Genomic DNA, 19,465 nt, shown 5'->3' on the forward strand with positions numbered 1-19,465 from the left:
GTCTGTTTTTATTTTGGATGCTTAAAGTTTGCCCAGCACGCCATCGTGACGGCGCCAGATGGCCAGCGGATTATCATCGCGCAGCGACTCCGGCAGCAAGTCCTGCGGCAGGTTCTGGTAAGACACGGGACGCAGGAAGCGGTTGATGGCCGCCGTGCCCACCGAGGTGCTGCGGCCATCCGACGTGGCCGGGAACGGACCGCCGTGCACCATGGCCGTCGACACTTCCACACCGGTCGGGAAACCGTTGGCCAGGATGCGGCCCACGCGGCGTTCCAGCACGGGCAGCAAACGGCGCGCGTCTTCCAGGTCGCCCGCATCCATCTGCAGGGTGGCCGTCAGCTGACCTTCCAGGCTTTCCGTAATCGCCAGCAATTGCGCGATGTCGCGGCACGCCACCAGCAGCGAGGCGGGGCCGAACACTTCATCGCGCAAATCGTGCCTGGCCAGGAAAGCGTCGCCCGAGGTGACGAACAGGGCGGCGGCGCCCTTGCCTTCGTCACCCGTGTTTTGTACCAGCGACGTCACATCGGCGTGCTGCGCCAGCGCGGCGACGCCCTTGGCATAGCTGCTGGCGATGCCAGCCGTCAACATGGTGGCGGCCGGCGCCGGTGCCAGCGCTTCGGCGGCGGCGGCAGCGAAGGCCGTGAAGTCAGCCCCTTCCAGGCCCAGCACGAGGCCAGGATTGGTGCAGAACTGGCCCACGCCCATCGTCAGCGAGGCGGCAAAACCGCTGGCGATCGCCGCGCCACGGGCGGCCAGCGCTTGCGGCAGCACGAAGACGGGGTTGATGCTGCTCATTTCCGCATACACGGGTATCGGTTGCGCACGTTCCGCCGCCACCTTCATCAGGGCGAGGCCGCCCGAACGCGATCCCGTAAAACCCACGGCCTGGATGGCCGGATGGGCCACCAAAGCCTGGCCGATGCCATTGCCCGTCCCCGTCAGCAAGGCGAATACGCCGGCCGGCAGCTTGCACAGGGCAATCGCTTTCACAATCGCGCGCGCCACCAGCTCCGACGTGCCCGGATGGGCCGAATGCGCCTTCAGGACGACAGGGCAGCCGGCAGCCAGGGCCGAGGCCGTATCGCCGCCAGCCACCGAGAAGGCCAGCGGGAAGTTACTGGCCGCAAACACGGCGACGGGGCCCAGGCCGATCATGCGCAAACGCAAGTCAGGACGCGGCGGCACGCGCTCAGGCAGGGCGCTGTCGATGCGCGCATCCGTCCACGACCCTTCGCGCAGCAAGCCGGCGAACAGTGTTAACTGACCCACCGTACGGCCGCGTTCACCCTCCAGGCGCACGCGCGGCAAGCCGCTTTCCGTCATGGCGCGCACGATCAGCGCGTCGCCCAGTTCCAGGATTTGCGCGGCGATGGTGTCTAAAAAATCGGCACGTTGCGCATCCGTGGTGGCGCGGAAGGGGTCGAACGCGGCTTGCGCCAAGCGGCAAGCCGCGTCGATTTGCGCGGCGTCCACCATGTGGAAGGCAGGCGCGATGTGCGCGCGCGCGGCCGGGTCCCAGGCTTCGAAGGAGCCGCCATTGCCCTTGACGGCGACGCCGCCGATCAATGCATCACCGGTGATATTGAAGCTCATAATGTACTCACTTTCGCAAATTCGGTTGGGAAGACGTCGAGACGGTTGCGCAAGGCAGGGCCAAAGGCCGGTGCTTCGATTTCAAAGGTTTCGCCCGGCGCCACGCTCACGCCATCGGCAAAGCTCAAGGTCGCCGTGCCAAAGAAATGCACGTGCACGTCGCCAGGGCGCTTGAACAAGGGATACTTGAAGTGGTGGTGTTCCAGGTTGGCAATCGTGTGCGACATATTGTCTTCGCCGCTGACGAACGCTTTTTCCCAGCGCACCTTGCCAGCCGCGTCCAGCACGCGCGAGGTGCCAGCGACGTGCGCGGGCAATTCGCCCACCAACAGGGCCGGACCCACGCTGCACACGCGCAGCTTCGAGTGGGCCAGGTACAGATAATTCTGGCGTTCCGTCACGTGGTCAGAGAATTCATTGCCGATGGCGTAGCCGACCCGGTAGGGCTGGCCGTCGTCGCCGATCACGTAGAGGCCGGCGATTTCCGGCTCTTCGCCGCCATCGAGGGCAAAGTCCGGCATGCGCAGCGGCTGGCCGCCAGCGCGCACGATGGAACCATCGCCCTTGTAAAACCATTCGGGCTGGGCGCCGGCCGTGCCGCCATCCGGCTTGCCGCCTTCCACGCCCAGGCGGAACATTTTCATGGAATCGCTGAGGGATTCCGCATCGCCGCCTATCTTCTTGTGCATGGCATCGCGCGCGCCGGCGCTGCCCAGATGGGTCAGGCCCGTGCCCGTCACGTAGCAGTGCGCTTCGTCGGCGTGGTCGAGCGGCGGCAGCACACGTCCGCCGGCGGCCACGTCGGCATAGGAATGCGTGGTATTGCCGACAGTGGCATTGACCAGCTCTGCCAGGGTGACCTTCTTGCGGATGGCGTCTTGCGCCAGCGCATACGTCGTGTTGTAGCCTTCGATGACGCGGATCTGGTCGTCTTGCAACAGGCCGACGAGGCGGCCGCCGTGTTCATTTGTAAATTGCAGCAACAGCATGGGATTCTCCGCTTAGTGTGAGTGGCGCGGCACGGCGGAACCGCGATTGCCGACCAGGAAGTCGAAATCGCAGCCTTCGTCGGCTTGCAACACGTGTTCGATGTACAGTTGCTGGTAGCCGCTCTTCGGCCCGGGCGCGCTGCCCAGTTCGCGGACCGCCAGGCGCTCGGCGATTTCCGCGTCGCTGAGGTCGATATTCAGGCTGCCGGCGTGGCAGTCGAGGGCGATCATGTCGCCATCCTTGACGATGCCCAGCGGGCCGCCCGCCATGGCTTCCGGCGCCACGTGCAAGACGACGGTGCCGTAGGCCGTACCGCTCATGCGCGCATCCGAGATGCGCACCATGTCGGTGATGCCTTGCGCCAGCAGTTTCGGCGGCAAGCCCATATTGCCCACTTCAGCCATGCCCGGATAACCTTTCGGGCCGCAATTTTTCATGACCAGCACGGAGTTCGCGTCGACGTCCAGGTCAGGATCGAGGATGCGCGATTTATAGTGCTCGAAATCCTCAAACACGACGGCCTTGCCGCGGTGCTGCATCAAATGCGGCGAGGCGGCCGACGGTTTCAGCACGGCGCCGCGTGGCGCCAGGTTGCCGCGCAACACGCAAATGCCGCCATCGGCCAGCAAGGGATTGTCCAGCGTACGCACCACTTCATCGTTGTAGATCGGCGCTTCGACGCAGTTGTCCCAGAGCGACTTGCCATTGACGGTCAGCGCATTCTTGTGCGGCAGCAAGTCGCCCTCGCCCAGGCGGCGTATCACGGCCGGCAAGCCGCCCGCATAGTAAAACTCTTCCATCAGGAAACGGCCCGAGGGCAGCAGGTCGACGATGGTCGGCGTGCCACGGCCCACCGTAGTCCAGTCTTCCAGCTCCAGGGGCACGCCGATGCGCCCGGCAATGGCTTTCAAATGGATCACGGCATTGGTGGAACCGCCGATGGCGGCATTGACCTTGATGGCGTTTTCAAACGCTGCGCGCGTCAGCACTTTCGACAGGCGCAGGTCTTCGTGCACCATTTCGACGATGCGGATGCCCGACATATGCGCAAGCACGTAGCGGCGCGAATCGACGGCGGGAATGGCGGCGTTGTGCGGCAGGGACGTGCCCAGCGCTTCCGCCATGCTGGCCATGGTCGAGGCCGTGCCCATGGTGTTGCAGGTACCGGCCGAGCGCGACATGCCCGATTCGGCCGACATGAACTGGTGCAAGGTGATCGAACCGGCCTTCATCTGCTCGTGCAACTGCCATACGGCCGTGCCGGAACCGATGTCCTTGCCATTGAGTTTGCCGTTCAGCATGGGGCCGCCGCTGACGACGATCGTCGGGATGTCGACGCTGGCCGCCCCCATCAGCAGCGCTGGCGTCGTCTTGTCGCAGCCAACCAGCAGCACGACGGCGTCCATCGGGTTGCCGCGAATCGATTCCTCCACGTCCATCGAGGCCAGGTTGCGCGTCAGCATGGCCGTCGGGCGCAGATTCGATTCGCCATTCGAAAAGACGGGGAATTCGACGGGGAAACCGCCCGCTTCCAGGATGCCGCGCTTGACGTGTTCGGCCAACTGGCGGAAATGCGCGTTGCAGGGAGTCAGTTCGGACCAGGTATTGCAGATGCCGATGATGGGCTTGCCGTGAAACTCATGGTCAGGTATGCCCTGGTTTTTCATCCAGCTGCGGTACATGAAGCCATTCTTGTCCTGCGAACCGAACCACTCGGCAGAGCGCAGGGCTACCTTCTTTTTTGTCTCAGACATGCCATTCTCCTGGTTGTGCTATGCCGGATCTAAGGTCGTCGGCCCGGGCAGCGATGTTGGAATACTAAAGAATCCTGCCATGCCTTTCCAATCAATTTTTAATGCGTTCCGATATCTAAAACGGTATCGGCATGCAACAATGAAAACGCCCTGCGGGCGCGTGGCGGCAGGGCGTGGGCTGTTTTTGCTGCGGTGCTTACCCGACGGAAAAGCGGTAGACGGTTTGCGTCTGATACACCTCGCCCGGACGCAAGATGGTGCTGGGGAAGTGGGACTGGTTCGGCGAATCCGGGAAATGCTGGGTTTCCAGGCACAGCGCGCCACGGTAGGCGATGGGGCCGTGCTTGCCGTGCTGGCTGCCGTCGAGGAAATTGCCCGAATAAAACTGGATACCGGGCTCCTGCGTGTACACCTGCATCACCCTGCCCGATTGCGTATCACGCACGCTGGCGGCCAGGTTCAGTCCGTGACCTGCCGTTAGATTGAGCACAAAGTTGTGATCGTAGCCACGGCCGATGCGGATCTGCTCATGCGGCAGGGCGATGCTGTCGCCGATGACGGTGTTCTGGCGCAAGTCGAACGGCGTGCCGGACACGTCCGCCAGTTCGCCCGTGGGGATAGAACCGGCGTCGACGGGCAGGTAGCGGTCCGCGTTGATGGTCAGCTCGTGGCCGAGGATAGTGCCCTGCCCCGCCAGATTAAAATAGCTGTGGTTAGTCAGGTTGACGGGCGTGGCCTGGTCCGTCACGGCGTGATAGCGCAGGCTCAGTGCGTTGTCATTGTCCAGTTCGTACACCAGGGTGACGTCCAGCTTGCCCGGATAACCGTCTTCGCCGTGGGGGCTGCTGCGCGTGAACGTGAGGCCCACGGCATCGTCCCGGGTGAACGGCTGGGCCTGCCACATGACCTGGTGAAAACCCTGGTTTCCGCCATGCAAGTGATTCGGCGCGTTGTTGACGGCCAGCTGGTAATTCTTGCCGTCGAGGTGGAAGCGCCCGGCCGCGATGCGGTTGCCGAAGCGCCCGATGACGGCCCCCAGGAAAGCGCCGTTGGCCAGATACGGTTCGATGCCCTCGAAACCGAGCACCACGTCGGCAAACACGCCATTGCGGTCCGGCACATGGATTTCGCTGATGATGGCGCCAAAGTCGAGCACCTTCACCTGCATGCCCTGGCGGTTCGTCAAGGTAAAGACGCTGACGTGCTGGCCATCGGGCAGGACGCCGAATGGCGCTTGCGTCACTGATACGGAATCAACTGGGGTCATGGCGTCGGGTCCAGGTTTTACAGGGTCGATGAGCGGCCAAACACGGGCATGCCTTGCGCATCCCAGCGCAGCGGTTTGACAAACGTGTGGCGGTCCGGGTTCCACAACGGGTCGCCGACGATTTCCGTGTAGGTGCGGGCATGGTATACCAGCAACACGCCGTCGCCGTCGTCAGCCGTCGTGAAGCTGTTGTGACCGGGGCCGTAAATGCCGTGCTCGTAGCAGGTGGCAAACACCGGCTCGGGCGACTTCGTCCACGAGGATGGGTCGAGCAAGTCGGCCGTATCATCGGCCCACAACAAGCCCATGGCGTAGTTTTCATCGGTGGCGCTGGCCGAATAGCTGATGAATATCTTGCCCTTGCGTTTCAGCACGGACGGTCCCTCGTTGACCCAGAAGCCGCGGATTTCCCAATCGAACTCGGGTTTGCTGAGCATCACGGGCGGGCCGGCCAGCTGCCACGGCGTGGACATCGGCGCGATGTACAGGTTGGAATTGCCTTCGACGGCGACATCCTTCTGCGCCCACAGGTAGTACAGCACGCCATCGTGCGTAAAGGTGGTGGCGTCCAGGCAGAAGGTGTCGATACCCGTATCGATCTGCCCCATGAATTCCCACTCGCCGTCGAGCGGGTTGGCATGGGTATTGCGGATCGCATACATGCGGTGCTGGAACAAATTACCTTTAATCTCGCGGCTCGGTGCGGCGGAGAAATACACATACCAGGCGCCCTGGTTGAAATGCAATTCCGGCGCCCACACCAGCTCGCTGTACGGCCCCGTTTCCGGCTTGTGCCACACGTCCGCCGCCGGCGCCTGTGCCAGGCCGGCGATGCTGTCGGCGCGGCGCAGTTCGATGCGGTCATACTGCGGCACGGAAGCCGTAAAGTAATAATAGCCGTCGCTGTGGCGGTAGATATGCGGGTCGGCGCGTTGTTCGATCAGCGGTTTCAGTACGTCAGCCATAAGCACTCCAAATCATTTCATTAAGTTAAATTAGTTTGCCTTACAACACCTGAGAAAACCATCGCGAGCGGAAGGGAGAGGTGGCTAAGAAGCGCCACCGTACTCGCCTACGGTGAGCACCGCAGGCCGCCTATACCGACGCGCAGCAGGTTTGCTCAGGTGTCCTCATGCAGCCACGTAGCCGCGCTTATGCATTTCAGTTTTCACGCCCGTGTAATAGCTGTCGCTGATGCGGTACTTGAACATCAGCAAGCCCATCAGCAAGTGGAAAAAGCCCGGGATGATTGACAGCATCAGGGCGATACCGTTGAGGGCGAATTGCGTTTGCTCATGGTTGGGCTGGTAATCGAAATACGCCAGCAGCACGCCCACCAAGCCACCGGCCACTGCCATGCCCGCCTTCTGGCAGACGGAAATGCCGCCAAAAGCGAAGCCGGAAACGCGCTTGCCCGTCTTCACTTGACCGTAATCGATGGTCTCCGCGATAGCCGACCAGAACACGGGTGCATGCAAGTCCACCACGAAGGACAGCAGGAAATACAGGGCGAAGGCCAGCACGGTGTCGCTCGGTTTCACAAAGAAATAGATCGCCAGGCTGATCAGTGCCACGCCGATCTGCGTGTAGCGGAACAGTTTCACCTTGCAATAAAACTTGGTGATCCAGGTCGAGGCGATCATGGCCAAAATGGCGGCCACCACGCCCGTGGTGAGGAAGGCTGCCACGGTTTCCGTGCTGCCGCCCAGGTAGTATTTCGCGTAATAAATGGCGACGGAGCCGCGCACCACGTAGCCGATGGTGCCCGTGACGCACACGCCGCACAGCACCAGCCACTGGTCGTTCTGCAGCAGCACTTTCAACTGTGCCAGCAACGATTGTTTTTCCACTACGTGCACGACGCGCTCGGTGGTGGCGAAATAGCAGAACAGGAACAGGGCCACGCCCATGACAGCCATCACGGCCATGGCCGCCTGGTAGCCGACGGCCGGGTTGCCGCCGCCCCAGCGCTGCGACAAGATCGGCACGACAATGGTGACCATGAAGGCACCGATCTTGGCGAAGAACAGGCGGTAGCCGTTGGCCGACAGGCGGTCCTGCGGGTCGCTGGTCAAGCCGCTGATCAGGGAAATATAGGGGATGCCCACGCCGGCCGTCATGACCGTCATCAGGATATAGGTCGAATATGCCCAGATCAGCTTGGCGTCATACTGCCACTCGGGCGTGCTGAAGACAAAGAAGACGCTGACGCCATACGGCACGGCCAGCCACAGCAGATACGGCCGATAGCGGCCCGAGGCAAAGCTGTAGCGGTCGGTAATCTGTCCCATGACCAGGTCGGCGATGGCGCCGATGACTTTCACGGCCACGAACAGCAGGGCCAGGTCGGTGGTTTTCAAGCCATAGATATCGGTATAGAAAAAGGTAATGATCAGCATCATCGACGAAATGACGACATTGAGCGCCATGTCGCCGGCGCCGAAGCCGACCTTTTCAACGGTAGATAATTTTTGCGTCTCCATGCTTTTCGTCCATTCTTTTTATGATGAATCGTGCCTACCTATCAATGACAACAGACAAGGGCGTTGCTGGCCGAAACCATGACAACGCCCTGCACCGAAGTTTATTTGCTGCGCATTACATTTTCCAGCGCAAGGACAAGCCTACCGTCCGGTCATAGCGGCGCGTATCGCGCGGATACACGCCCGGCGTGTTCCAGTAATCCTTGAACTTGGTATCGAGCAAGTTATTCCCATCGAGCGTCACGGTGAACTGGTCGTTGATCTTGTATGACAGCGAACCGTCCAGCTGGGCCGTCGGCGCCACCTTCAAGTCCAGGCCGGGGCCGCCCTGGTTGTAGCTGTCGATGAATTTCGAGCGCCAGTTGTAGGCCAGGCGGCCCGACCAGGCGTCTTTTTCATACAGCAATACCAGGTTGTAAGAGTAGCGCGACACGCCCGTGATGGCATGGCTGCCCGTCTCGTCGTCGGTCGTGCCGCTCATATAGGTGCCGTTCGCCTGCAAGCCCAGGCCGCTCAACAGGCCCGGCAAGCCGTCATAGAACTGCTGGTAGCCAACTTCCAGCCCCTGCAGTTTACCGGCGGCCGTGTTGTATGGGCGGTCCACATCGTAGGTCTTGCCGGCGATGGTTTCGCTGGCAATGCGCTGCTGGATATAGCCGTCGAACTTGTGGTGGAACACGGTGGCCGTCACGGAACCGGCCGGTGCGAAATACCATTCCAGTGCGGCATCGACATTGTCGCCCGTCACCGGTTTCAGGCTCGGATTGCCGCCCGCGCCCGTCGCCTTCACCGTTTCCGTCGAATTGACCAGGGCCACGCCGGGGTTCAGCTGCGAAAAGCCGGGCCGGCTGATGGTGCGGCCTGCTGCGAAGCGGCCGACCAGGTCGGCGCGCAGCTTGATTTTCAGGGCCACGCTCGGCAGCACATCGGTGCTGGACGTGTCGCTGATGACGGGCGTGTAGACGCCGTCTTGCGAACTGTTGCCTTGCAAGCTTTGCTCGGTGCGCACGACGCGCAGGCCCACGGTGCCGTCGACGGGGTAAGCGCCCAGCTTGAAGGCGATCTTCGCCTTGGTATAAATGGAATACGTCTTTTCCGTATCCTTGAAGAAGGAGCCCGGGTCCATGGCGCGTGCCGCGCTGCTGCCCGTGACGGCTTGGCGCAGGGTGTCCGTGTTATTGAGCAGGAAGCTGGCGCATGGCGTGTACCATTGCTTCAAGCCGTAGTCGGGCCCGCCGCTGGACATCGGTTCCGACAGGCAATTGAGGCCCGGAATCGAGGTCACGCTCTGGCGGCTGAAAGGAAACGCTGCGCCGGACACGTCCGGTGCTTCCGCATTGCCCTCGAAACTCTTGATCGATTCCGCCTCACGCTTCACGCCGCGCAGGCCGACGCTGATTTCCTTGAAGAAGCCCCCCTCGCTCGGCGTGTACGCCAGGTAGGCGCGCACATCGTTCGAACTGCCTTGATCCCGGCCGTAGCGGTCAAAAAAGCCCTTCAGATAGTAATTCGACGGGTCTTGCAAGTCGCTGCCCGTGTAGTCGACGTGCAAGGTACCGTTCTGGTTGGTGTTGATGCGGGCATTCGGCACGACGGTGATGGCGTCGAGAATCGGATTGCGCCAGGTATAGCTGCTCTTGGTGCTGGCCACTTCCGACGTAAAACGCCATTCCGGGTTGATATCCCACAAACCGCCCACGGCAAATTGATGCGTATTCGTCTGGTTCTTGTTCGCCTGCGTCGACATGATGGTGTTGACGTTGGTGGAAGTGAGCGTTTGCAACTGATCGGTGCCGGGTATTTTCGTGGCAGACACGGGCGTGCCCCACCATGGCAAGCCGACGAAATAATCGGATTCCGCATCGAGCAGGAAGCGCGTGGCCATGCCTTCGGCATACAGCTCGACATCGGCGTTCGGGCGCCATTGCAGCACGGCATTGGCGGTCGTGCGGCGGCGGTCGCCCTTGATCGGCAGCAAGCCCACCTGGTCCGGCCCCGTCAAACCGGGCAACAGGAAGCTTTTATCCACGGGCGCCGTATTGAACGCGCGTTCTTCATGGTAGCGCTGCTGCTGTTGCGACAAGCCCAGCAACGCGCCCACTTCGCCGATGCCCGTCTTCCAGCGGTTAGCCACCATGCCGCTGATATTCGGGTCGGTGGCTTTCGATTTGTCGCTGTAGACGGCGCGCGTGTTGACGCTGGCCGTGAATTCCTTGAAGTCGAACGGGCGGTTGGTGCGCACGTCGATGATGCCGGCCACGCCCCCTTCGACCTGGTCCGCGCCCTGCGACTTGTACACGTCCACGCGCTGCAGCATGGTGGCGGGAATGTCGGCCAGGTTGACGTAGCGGCCCGTGGTGGTAAACAGTTCGCGGCCATTGAGCAGGGTCGTGACGTCGCGCAAGCCGCGTATCATGACGGCGCTGGCCTCGCCTGAATCGCGGCGAATCTGGATGCCGGAAATGCGCGCCAGGGTCTCGGCCACGTTGTTATCGGGGAATTTGCCGATGTCGTCGGCCACGATGGAATCGATGACCTGGTCCGAGCGCATCTTGATCTGCTGCGAATTTTGCGCCGAGCGGCGCACGCCGCTGACGGTCACGACAGACACTTCCGCCGCCGGCTCGGCACTGGCATCGGCCACCACCGCATCCTGCGCCCAGACCGAAGCCGTACTCAGCAGCCCAATACCGGCCAATGCCGCAACGGCTGCCTTCAGGGTGAATGGACGAGGGGAAGTGGCCGCGAGCGGGCCGGTGGCGTTGTGCATCATGAGTCTCCAGGTATTGTTTTGATATTGTTGTGCAGCTTGCATGTCGTGCGCATGCTCGGCGTTTATCTTAGGGGCTGGACGATAATCTCTCCAATCAATTTTTCCGCAGTTTCGATATCAATTTTGATATCGGCGGTGGGAGCACTTGGGAGCTTGTAAAGCGACAACGGCAGGGGCGTCAGGGGCGTTTTCGAGCGGGCGGCGCACAAAGAAGTGGCATCCCTGGCAAGCAGCGATACAGACCTGGTCAGGTTTGTTGAAATAAGAGTGGGGATACAGCATGCAGCAGCATGGCAATGCTGGCTGGATAAAACGCGAGTCTTGATTTGTCTGGTGCGGCTGGCGGGGATCGAACCCACGACCCTTGGCTTCGGAGGCTCGTTAGACGACTACGAAAACTGGCATATTTTACTGTAACTCCTTGAATTTACATCATATTCCTACCGGTAGAATTAGGCAAGGCAAGGAAAGGTTGGGAAGAAAATCGCGGATAATTTTCCCCAAGATTTTTCCCAAGCTCTTCGCTGCTATCAGGTTGCAAACCAAAGAGGACGTACAGCGGCTATCAGTACCTGAAAGTGGCGCTAGTGGCTTAACCCGGTTTTCCGTTCCACTGCACCTCAAACCCCACGGAGCGCGGAATCAGCAGACAGTCAACATCGGAAGGTTTCGTCAAAACGCACAACGCCTTTCCAAGGTACGCTATAGATGTTCTTTTAGCAATTCGATTGCAGATGTCGCTGCCTGCTGAGCCAGCAAAACCGCTTTTCTATCCTCTGGCGGTCCGTCAAGCAACGGACGACACGCTGATGAAAATGGGGCACCCGAGGCAACAGCAGCAAAAGTTGTTTGAAAAACGGAGCTGTAACCACTACTTCGCTTCAAATAAATTCTTTCTTCCGCTCCCAAAGCAACGACGGATTCAATTATTGCAACGCTGGAAGTCACATACAATGTTGCCAGTACTTCACTTTCGTTTAGTTGCGCATGGTGATAGGTATACCCTGCCAATAAGCTAAACGCCAATACAACCTGGTGTAGCCGATAGTCGTCACCACAGTAGTTATCGGTATCGAAATGGTCTGCAATGATCGGAAAAAAATCATATAAGACTTTGAGAACGTGTCCTATGATCTCATCCAGCTCAGGGTCGGCATCATCATTCAGCTCACTTCTCAAGAAGGAAGAGGCTGCTTCAAACGACCGCTCCAAAAATGGGATCGCCGAACTATTGCTTTTCTTTAACTGCCGCAACTGCGGCACCAATTCGCGCAGAAAATCGCAAAGAATCAGTACCTCACTATTTGATAGCTGATCGAAAAATTGAAAATCGTGATTGTTGATATAAAACTCACTTTCATGACAACGTATATCACGTATATCTGTCAGTGCGAACTGGTCAAGTTTGTAGAGCAAGCCTCTGGCAACCAGGGCTTTCTCCGTCACTATTAGAAAGTCTTTCCCAGTCTGCAAAAACGTATTATCAACGATCACCAGAATTGAGTAAGGGTCGAGACTCCCCCCACATGCCTCCAAAATGACTTTTACCTTGTGTACCTTAATGGATGGCGCAATATAAACACTGCTTGGCAAGCGATGTCGCTTGGCTATTTCCTGAACCAGTTGCAATGATCGAGGGTCATACGCGCCAGGAAAGGCTTTCTCAGCTACTTTTGTTGGCGCACTGTGCGGCGTGGACGCCGCCGAAGTTGACTGGCTGACACCAGATTGAGTGTCCGTAGCCTCTGTCCTTTGCTCTTTGCCAATTTCCTCATGGTTGCTGCTCAGTGCAGCCTTCTTGATTTTTTCAAATAACGCCAAAAGCGCTTGCGGTTTCACCTGTGAACCAGAAAGATTGAACGGACAGTCTGGCGCAAAAAATAAATCACCACTCTTGACATACATGCTGTCCACCAAAGTAGTCACCGCTTCCCATGAAAGGAAACTCTTGGCAGATTTGCTTGCCCAATCGTTTTTCCAGTAAATTCCTTGACATCCAAAAGCCAGTCCATTCTTGGCTGAACCGAAAACTGTCGCATCCACCAACGCAAGCACAGTTTCCCCAGCAGGCACTGGATAATTTTCGACTGCATTTCGTAGCTTCACAGCAGGAATATCACCTTGCACGTAAAAATCAGAAGCACCAAAACGCCGCAACTCACCCAAGATACATTCTATCATGTTCATTTTTTACGCTGTAATCTGCTTGGTATTAAATTATTTCGATGGATCATTGCTATCTTGCAAAACCACTGCTTGACCGTCCTCTGTCACAGAGGTGCCGTCGAAGACAAAGATTGCCTGCCCACCCATTTTCGGGACATACATTATGATTTTATCGAGCTCCTGTTGAACTTTGAGGTCTGGCGAACACGTTCCAAATGAAGGTGAATGTGTGACACCACTCTCTGTCGCCGTCAGGAAGAAAAACAGCGTTTCACAACTGTTGCCACGCCCGCCAGCGCTTGACATCAAAACGATATCGCGTCCATCTGGTAGTTTAAACTGTTGCAACGGTGATTGCCATTGAGCATCTTCTCCATGAAACAAGCGGGCCCCATTTAAGGTAACCACATTTTTTCCATCGGCCACTTGCATGATCCCCAACGGGCCAGCCAGTGTTTTGAACGTTGGCGGAGAACTAGTGACAGTGGTTACAGCGCTTCTTTGCTCGACCGTTGAGTTAGCAGCCTGACCGTTATTCGTACACTGTCGGGCCTGTCCTGTAAATGCTGCAAAATCTCGCTCCGACTTGAAAGGTGGTAAGTCAAGTTCGATTTCAGCACCAGACATGAAGGTGCGCATAAAAATATTAGGTCTTACATCATCGTCAAAGTAAGCAATTTTTTCATTGATGAGACGGATGCCATTGTCATAGTATTGAAGGCCATGGCATGCGACGATATCATTCTTTTTCTTCTCCATTGACTCGATGCCCGCCTCCAACTTGGCGATATTCAAATCGATCAACAGTGAGCGGCATTTCACACTATGATCCCCAAAACACTCTTGCCTGAACTCAATTGCTTTCTGTTCGAAATTACCAACTTTACTGCAGGCAGCCAAGACCATCAACAAGGCAGCCATCTTCAAGTAACACATAGACGCTTTCAATTCCTGCTTTTTCCAAAAACTAGTACGGCAATCACAACAGCAACAATAATTACTGCGCCAATAATTTGACCAAGGGCTGGAAAAATCGTCACCGGCCAGACTAAGCCACGGCCCAGATTATAAAATAATCCTCGATACTTGAATTGACCAAACATCCAACCATACAGACCGAACAATACGGCGATGGAACAATAAGCTGAAATGATTTTTTGCTTGAGTGTCACTGCGTTCTCCTATTTCCTAAAAAATATTTGTTAATCTTAATCATTTAATTTTTCATTTTGGAAACATTATACCAGTCGAACAACAAGAAAATATCACCAATACTCACATCGAGCACCGAGTTGATGGGGGCCGTATCAGGTCATTTCTGAGCCCGAAAGGCCAGGGCGTCACGGCGGCGCCGGCGTTCCAGGCTAGCATGCCCGTCACGCTCAAAGTGACCACCATCACGCCCATGGCGCATATGAACAGTTTAAAGGGCCAGCTACACATCGAAGCCATGTGCAGGGTGCTGATCCAGCTGCGGATGGTGTCGCCGCTGGCCGTACCTGTGGGAAGAAGTGCTGGCCTTTGCCAAGGGATTCTTTGACCCCAAAGGCAAGCAAGCCACGATTCAGGCGCCATTGAAAAAGGCGCATGAACGGTTCAAGGTGCAAGCCAAGGAGGTGCAAGAGCTGTTCCGAGGGGATGTGGCCTCTTATGTCAGCGCCTACGACTTCCTGTCGCAAATGCGTTCATACGACGATGCCGACCTGGAACGTCTGCATGCGTTTTGCCGCATGTTGCTGCCGCGCTTGCAGGGCAAGGCGGGCGGTGATGAAGCGCTGGATGAATCCGTTCGTTTGGCGGGCTACAAGGTGGTCAACGAGCAAAAACACAAGCTCGACATGGAGGCCGGCAAGGCAGAGCCGATGAAGCCAATGGGCACGGGCGGCGGGCAAGCCTGGGATGACCCGGAAGACCGCCTATCGGCCATCATCAAGAAAATGAACGAGGTGTTTTCCGGCAACCTGTCCGACGCCGATTTCAAGGGCTACGCCACCACGCTGATTGGCAAGATGGTGAACGACCCTACCTTACAGGAGCAGGCGCAGGCCAACGACACAGTGGACGCCTTTGCCAACGGCGCTTATGAAACCAAGCTCAACAACGCCGTGGTAGATGCCTTGGAAAACCACGGTTCCATGGCCGACCAAGCACTACGGCATGAGAAGGTTTTCAAGGGGCTTGCGAACCTGCTTGTGGAGGAGGTTTACCGCAGTTTACGGGAGCAAAGCGGTGTAATGTAGTCTATCTATATTGATTTTTTTCCTCTTAGAAAATTGTTTTTTGACTATGTCACAGGATGTCAAGTCGCCAGCACGAGTGGAGTAACTTGACTCACTCACTAGGATTGATAGTTCATGGCCTGACCAGAGTGAAGTCAGTGCCCATTTCCTAAGATCAGCCGCGCCGCCATGTCCTTGATACTGTTGAACACTGCCAGCAGTTCATTATCCGATACGCGCCGATTGCGGGGCTCTGCAGCGCCTGGAAGCTGCATCCGCATCAGGGAATGGGCTTGCCACCAAGCCCCATAAGTTGGCCAACGATTTTCTCTACTGAAGTATTTCGTTACCGACCGACGTAGCAGGTTCAGTTCATGCCGGGCAGTTTGGGTGCTGACAGGATAGATTGGTAGGCTCGGTACTTCCTTCCCCGCCTTTTTGCGCGTGTAACGCTGATGCTTTGTAAGCGGCTTTACACCATCGGAAGCGGACATGGTAGCCGCACGATTGGGATCACGTCCGGAACCCAATTTGCCGCCAAGGCGGTTCTTCTTCCATTCGTCGATGAGGGTCTCATCCAATTGATCGACAGTACGCTCGCCAAACCATTTGCGCAACCTTTCCAGACGCGATGCCTCTGCATCCTTGCCTGTAAGCTTTGGAAGGTCATTATGTTGATACGAGTCGAACACGTCCGACAGTTTGATGGGAAGCGGGGCCTTGGGGGCATGTGGGAAACCGGAAGATGCCGACACAGCATGGAGCAGTTCCGGCGAGGCCAGGTTGGAGGCTTTGCTCTCCAAGAGTTCCACGCGCCGGCGACGAGCCCAAAGCGCGCCTTCCTCCATGGTTGAGAAGGTTGCAGAATCTTGGAACGGAGGGACAACCACCTTGAAGCGGAGCGAGCCGCTCCGCTCTTCAACGTAGATATGCTTTTCCAGGCGACCGTTTTGCTTTTTTGACATGGCGTAACTCCAGAGTTGTAGGAGTTACGTATAGGAAAAAATTGGCTGTCTCCGCGTACGCAAAATCAGGAAGGTTTCTACGGGATTTTTCCCAAAACTTTTCCCAAAAACGATTCGAAGCTAAGTTCCATTACGCTAATCTGCTTGAAAGGCGCATGAATGCTGGTGCGGCTGGCGGGGATCGAACCCACGACCCTTGGCTTCGGAGGCCAATACTCTATCCACTGAGCTACAGCCGCGTAGGGGGAATTTCTGAAGTGATGCGAAGGATACCGTTTTTCTTTACCTACGTCTACGGAAACTGTCGTATCACCGGCAATTGCATGTCACTGCTCAATTTTTGTGCCTATAATTGTGGGTTTCATAAAGGTTTACATACAAGCATGTAAAAATGCTACCTTACACGGCCATCAGTTTCAAATCTGGACTAAGGACATCATGAGCGACGCACATAACGAACAACAATCAGCGATCAAAACGCCTAAACAATTGCTTGCCGCCGTAGCGGGCTTCTTTCTCCTCACCGTCATCGGCATCATCTTGCTGGTGCAGTTCGTCACGGCGCAAAAACTGACGGGTGCAGGTACGGACAGCCAGTCGCCGGAAGCCATCGATGCCCGCCTGAGTCCGGTGGCCAATGAAGGCTTTACCTTCAAGGATGCCAGCGGTCCGAAAGTGCTGCAAGGCGGCGAAGCGGTCTACACGGCCACCTGCGTGGCATGCCACGGTGCCGGCGTGGCCGGTGCACCCAAATTTGGCGATGCGGGCAGCTGGTCGGCCCGCCTGGCCCAGGGCTATGATACGGTCCTGAAACACGCCGTCGAAGGCTTGCGCGCGATGCCGGCCAAGGGCGGCAATCCTGACCTCGACGATGTGGAAGTGGCGCGCGCCGTGGTCTACATGGCCAACGCTTCGGGCGGCAAGTTCAAGGAACCGGAAGTGCCGGCACCGGCCGCAGCCGCTGACGGCGCTAGCGCACCAGCGGAAGACGCCAAGAAATAAGTGCGATGCCGCGTCAAGCGGCGCGTTGAAGCGGCCCCAGGGTGGCTTCGGAGGTAAAAAAGCCGCCCGGTTCAACTGAACCGGGCGGCTTTTTTGATGTCGATGCGCGTCGCGCTACAGCTTGAATCCGCCGATGATCTGCTCGAGCTTGCCGGTCTGCTGTTGCAGCGAATGGGCTGCCGCCGCCGCCTGTTCCACCAGCGCGGCATTTTGCTGGGTGTTGTCGTCGAGCTGGACGATGGCCTGGTTGACCTGGCCTATGCCCGTTTCCTGCTCCTGGCTGGCCAACAGGATCTCGCCGATGATGTTGGCAACCTTGTCGGTGCCGGCGACGATGTCCTGCATGGTGGCGCCGGCCTGGTCGACCAGCTTGGTGCCGGCGTCAACGTTGTGCACCGATTCAACGATCAGCGCGCCGATTTCCTTGGCCGCCGTGGCCGAGCGGTGCGCCAGGTTGCGCACTTCGGATGCCACCACGGCAAAGCCGCGGCCCTGTTCGCCCGCCCGGGCCGCCTCGACGGCCGCGTTCAAGGCCAGGATGTTGGTCTGGAAGGCGATGCCGTCGATGACGCTGATGATGTCGGCGATTTTCTTCGACGAACGTTCGATCGCACCCATCGTCTCGACCACCTGCGTCACCACCGCGCCACCCCGCGCCGCCACCTTCGAGGCGTCCAGCGCCAGCCGGTTGGCCTCCTGGCCGCTGCTGACGTTCTGTCTGACGGTGCCGGTCAACTCCTCCATCGACGCGGCTGTCTGCTCGAGCGCGCTGGCCTGGCTTTCGGTGCGGGCCGACAGATCCTGGTTGCCACTGGCAATTTCACGCGAGGCCAGCGCAATGGAGCCGGTGCTGAGGCCGATTTCGCGCATCATCAGTTGCAGCCGTTCGATGAAGGCGTTGAAGCTGGCGGCCACATCGTTGAACTCGCTGCCGCCACCGCCCGGCAGGCGCCGCGTCAGATCGGCGTCGCCGGCCGACAGCGCGTCGATATTGCTCTTGAGTACCCCCAGGCGTCCCATGAACAGACGGATGCTGCCGATGAACATGGCCAGCAGAAGCAAGGCGATGGGGATCTGCACCATGCCCAGCCTGCCCAGGATGCGGTCGCTTTGCTGTGTCAGCTGGCTGGTCGGCAAACCGGTCGCCAGCACCCACGGACTACCCGGTATTGCCTTCAGGAACAGCGTGTGGGGCGTGCCGTCGCTGCGATACTCCGATTCGGCCACGCCCTGCGCGTCCAGCTTGGGCAGCAGGCGACCGATGGCCGCCACCATCGGCGAACTGGCCGCCAGATCCTCGACCTTCTTGAGGACGATCTCTTCCTTGATATAAGTACTGTTGCTGATGATCTTGCCGTCGCGCTCGACGATCAGGATCTGACCGTGGATCGCGGTCTCCATGTCAGCCACCAGGCGGTTGAAAAAGCCCAGCGTGACGTCGATGGTGGAAACGCCATACAGCTCGTTGTTCTTGTAGATCGGCATGGCGCAGTTGGTGCGCGGCTGCGCACTGGCGTCGTCCTTGTAGGCCTTGGCCCAGTCACAATGCCCCTTGGCGGACTTGAGCCCCCCAAGATACCAGCTCTGCTCGAAATACTTCAGCGATTCCGGCGAGTTCCAGTGGGTGTTGACGACCAGTTTGTTGGAAGCGTCGCGGGCGAAAAAGGTGCTGAACTTGTCGCGCTCGGGATCGCGCTTTTTCGGTAGCGGCCAGATGCCGCCGCCAAACACATTGGGGTCGGAGTACTGGTCAACCAGCCCCGGCAACAGGACGTCGATTGCAGCGCTGTCCATCAGGGCCACCGTCTGGGTGATGCTGCGCTGCTGTGCTTCCACCTGTCGCAGCTGCTCGGTAATCCGGGTGGAAATTTTGCTGACGTCAAAACCGACCACCATGCCCTCGGTGCGTTTCAAGTCCGGCGTAACGAAAAAATGAATGACGGCCAGTGTCATGACCAGCAACACGACAAAAACAAGACTGAACAGTGCGATGAAGCGGGCTTGGCTGGTACGGAATATGTCTCTCACAATGTTTCCTTTTTGATGACATACGGGGCGCTACGCGGGTTTATTATTGCTTTCATCCAGGTATAGGCGCTTCAATCTTCGTTGTCAACGAGCAAGGGAAATCGCCGCCGACGCGCGCAACACTTCTCTCATTGTGCTCAGTTTGCTTCCGCAGTAGCACGCCCATGTCGGGCGCAAAAAAGCCGCCCGGCTTGCGCGGGGCGGCTGGCAACTCAGGCC

The 19,465-nt window shown here is 58.2% G+C and carries 16 protein-coding genes and 1 tRNA gene; 2 read left to right on the forward strand and 15 right to left on the reverse strand.

Annotation, left to right across the window (positions count from 1 at the left end; translation table 11 throughout):
* Positions 1–21: 21 nt before the first annotated feature.
* The 12 genes from K0F85_RS25360 to K0F85_RS29250 all read right to left on the reverse strand — a co-directional run bounded on the left by K0F85_RS25360 (position 22) and on the right by K0F85_RS29250 (position 14,607).
* Positions 22–1,599, reverse strand: a complete 1,578-nt coding sequence (locus K0F85_RS25360; protein WP_219118626.1) for an aldehyde dehydrogenase (NADP(+)) — start codon at positions 1,597–1,599, stop codon at positions 22–24.
* Positions 1,596–2,588: an AraD1 family protein gene (araD1, locus tag K0F85_RS25365; RefSeq protein ID WP_219118627.1), complete on the reverse strand. Its 993-nt coding sequence runs from the start codon at positions 2,586–2,588 to the stop codon at positions 1,596–1,598. Before araD1 ends, K0F85_RS25360 begins: the two co-directional genes overlap by 4 nt.
* 12 nt (positions 2,589–2,600) lie before the next feature.
* On the reverse strand, positions 2,601–4,343 hold the full coding sequence (locus tag K0F85_RS25370; protein ID WP_219118628.1) for an IlvD/Edd family dehydratase: 1,743 nt from the start codon (positions 4,341–4,343) through the stop codon (positions 2,601–2,603).
* Positions 4,344–4,539: 196 nt separating this feature from the next.
* Entirely contained in the window at positions 4,540–5,610 is a 1,071-nt protein-coding gene (locus tag K0F85_RS25375) for an aldose epimerase family protein (RefSeq protein ID WP_219118629.1), read from the reverse strand.
* Positions 5,611–5,627: 17 nt separating this feature from the next.
* A complete protein-coding gene (locus K0F85_RS25380; protein ID WP_219118630.1) occupies positions 5,628–6,575 on the reverse strand; it encodes a family 43 glycosylhydrolase in 948 nt (315 codons plus the stop codon).
* Between the two features lie 165 nt (positions 6,576–6,740).
* Positions 6,741–8,093, reverse strand: coding sequence for an MFS transporter (locus K0F85_RS25385; RefSeq protein ID WP_219118631.1), 1,353 nt, complete (start codon positions 8,091–8,093; stop codon positions 6,741–6,743).
* A gap of 115 nt (positions 8,094–8,208) precedes the next feature.
* Positions 8,209–10,866: a TonB-dependent receptor gene (locus tag K0F85_RS25390; protein WP_219118632.1), complete on the reverse strand. Its 2,658-nt coding sequence runs from the start codon at positions 10,864–10,866 to the stop codon at positions 8,209–8,211.
* Positions 10,867–10,928: 62 nt separating this feature from the next.
* Positions 10,929–11,225: a hypothetical protein gene (locus K0F85_RS25395; protein ID WP_219118633.1), complete on the reverse strand. Its 297-nt coding sequence runs from the start codon at positions 11,223–11,225 to the stop codon at positions 10,929–10,931.
* A 343-nt stretch (positions 11,226–11,568) separates the two neighbouring features.
* Positions 11,569–13,053 (reverse strand): hypothetical protein, encoded by a 1,485-nt coding sequence (locus K0F85_RS25400; protein ID WP_219118634.1) that lies wholly within the window; start codon positions 13,051–13,053, stop codon positions 11,569–11,571.
* 30 nt (positions 13,054–13,083) lie between these two features.
* Positions 13,084–13,980 carry a hypothetical protein gene (locus tag K0F85_RS25405; RefSeq protein WP_219118635.1) on the reverse strand — a complete coding sequence of 299 codons (897 nt, stop codon included), beginning with the start codon at positions 13,978–13,980 and terminating at the stop codon, positions 13,084–13,086.
* Complete coding sequence (locus K0F85_RS25410) at positions 13,977–14,204, reverse strand: hypothetical protein (RefSeq protein WP_219118636.1); 228 nt, start codon at positions 14,202–14,204, stop codon at positions 13,977–13,979. The genes K0F85_RS25405 and K0F85_RS25410 overlap by 4 nt, the downstream gene beginning before the upstream one ends.
* Positions 14,205–14,307: 103 nt before the next feature.
* Complete coding sequence (locus K0F85_RS29250; protein WP_219118637.1) at positions 14,308–14,607, reverse strand: PepSY domain-containing protein; 300 nt, start codon at positions 14,605–14,607, stop codon at positions 14,308–14,310.
* Here K0F85_RS29250 and K0F85_RS25420 point away from each other — a divergent pair.
* Complete coding sequence (locus K0F85_RS25420; RefSeq protein WP_219118707.1) at positions 14,544–15,272, forward strand: hypothetical protein; 729 nt, start codon at positions 14,544–14,546, stop codon at positions 15,270–15,272. The two genes, K0F85_RS29250 and K0F85_RS25420, sit on opposite strands and share 64 nt — an antisense overlap.
* A gap of 134 nt (positions 15,273–15,406) precedes the next feature.
* Here the strand turns inward: K0F85_RS25420 and K0F85_RS25425 are convergent, their stop codons facing one another.
* Positions 15,407–16,216, reverse strand: a complete 810-nt coding sequence (locus K0F85_RS25425) for a hypothetical protein (protein ID WP_219118638.1) — start codon at positions 16,214–16,216, stop codon at positions 15,407–15,409.
* 163 nt (positions 16,217–16,379) lie between these two features.
* Positions 16,380–16,455, reverse strand: a tRNA-Arg gene (locus tag K0F85_RS25430).
* Between the two features lie 199 nt (positions 16,456–16,654).
* Between K0F85_RS25430 and K0F85_RS25435 the strand changes: the two genes are divergently transcribed.
* Positions 16,655–17,218: a cytochrome c5 family protein gene (locus K0F85_RS25435; RefSeq protein WP_219118639.1), complete on the forward strand. Its 564-nt coding sequence runs from the start codon at positions 16,655–16,657 to the stop codon at positions 17,216–17,218.
* Positions 17,219–17,332: 114 nt separating this feature from the next.
* Here K0F85_RS25435 and K0F85_RS25440 read toward each other — a convergent pair whose 3' ends face one another.
* A complete protein-coding gene (locus tag K0F85_RS25440) occupies positions 17,333–19,246 on the reverse strand; it encodes a methyl-accepting chemotaxis protein (protein ID WP_306985992.1) in 1,914 nt (637 codons plus the stop codon).
* Between the last annotated feature and the right edge of the window lie 219 nt (positions 19,247–19,465).

The sequence above is a fragment of the Janthinobacterium sp. UMAB-56 genome (assembly GCF_900095265.1).
GTDB lineage: Bacteria > Pseudomonadota > Gammaproteobacteria > Burkholderiales > Burkholderiaceae_D > Janthinobacterium.

What these genes read in the sequence shown, in the direction of transcription:
- K0F85_RS25435 (WP_219118639.1), top strand. Translation starts at nt 16,655, where the DNA reads ATGAGCGACGCACATAACGAACAACAATCAGCGATCAAAACGCCTAAA.
- K0F85_RS25360 (WP_219118626.1), bottom strand. Translation starts at nt 1,599, where the DNA reads ATGAGCTTCAATATCACCGGTGATGCATTGATCGGCGGCGTCGCCGTC.
- K0F85_RS25380 (WP_219118630.1), bottom strand. Translation starts at nt 6,575, where the DNA reads ATGGCTGACGTACTGAAACCGCTGATCGAACAACGCGCCGACCCGCAT.
- K0F85_RS25390 (WP_219118632.1), bottom strand. Translation starts at nt 10,866, where the DNA reads ATGATGCACAACGCCACCGGCCCGCTCGCGGCCACTTCCCCTCGTCCA.
- K0F85_RS25370 (WP_219118628.1), bottom strand. Translation starts at nt 4,343, where the DNA reads ATGTCTGAGACAAAAAAGAAGGTAGCCCTGCGCTCTGCCGAGTGGTTC.
- K0F85_RS25425 (WP_219118638.1), bottom strand. Translation starts at nt 16,216, where the DNA reads ATGTCAAAAAAGCAAAACGGTCGCCTGGAAAAGCATATCTACGTTGAA.
- K0F85_RS25400 (WP_219118634.1), bottom strand. Translation starts at nt 13,053, where the DNA reads ATGAACATGATAGAATGTATCTTGGGTGAGTTGCGGCGTTTTGGTGCT.
- K0F85_RS25375 (WP_219118629.1), bottom strand. Translation starts at nt 5,610, where the DNA reads ATGACCCCAGTTGATTCCGTATCAGTGACGCAAGCGCCATTCGGCGTC.
- araD1 (WP_219118627.1), bottom strand. Translation starts at nt 2,588, where the DNA reads ATGCTGTTGCTGCAATTTACAAATGAACACGGCGGCCGCCTCGTCGGC.
- K0F85_RS25385 (WP_219118631.1), bottom strand. Translation starts at nt 8,093, where the DNA reads ATGGAGACGCAAAAATTATCTACCGTTGAAAAGGTCGGCTTCGGCGCC.
- K0F85_RS29250 (WP_219118637.1), bottom strand. Translation starts at nt 14,607, where the DNA reads ATGGCGCCTGAATCGTGGCTTGCTTGCCTTTGGGGTCAAAGAATCCCT.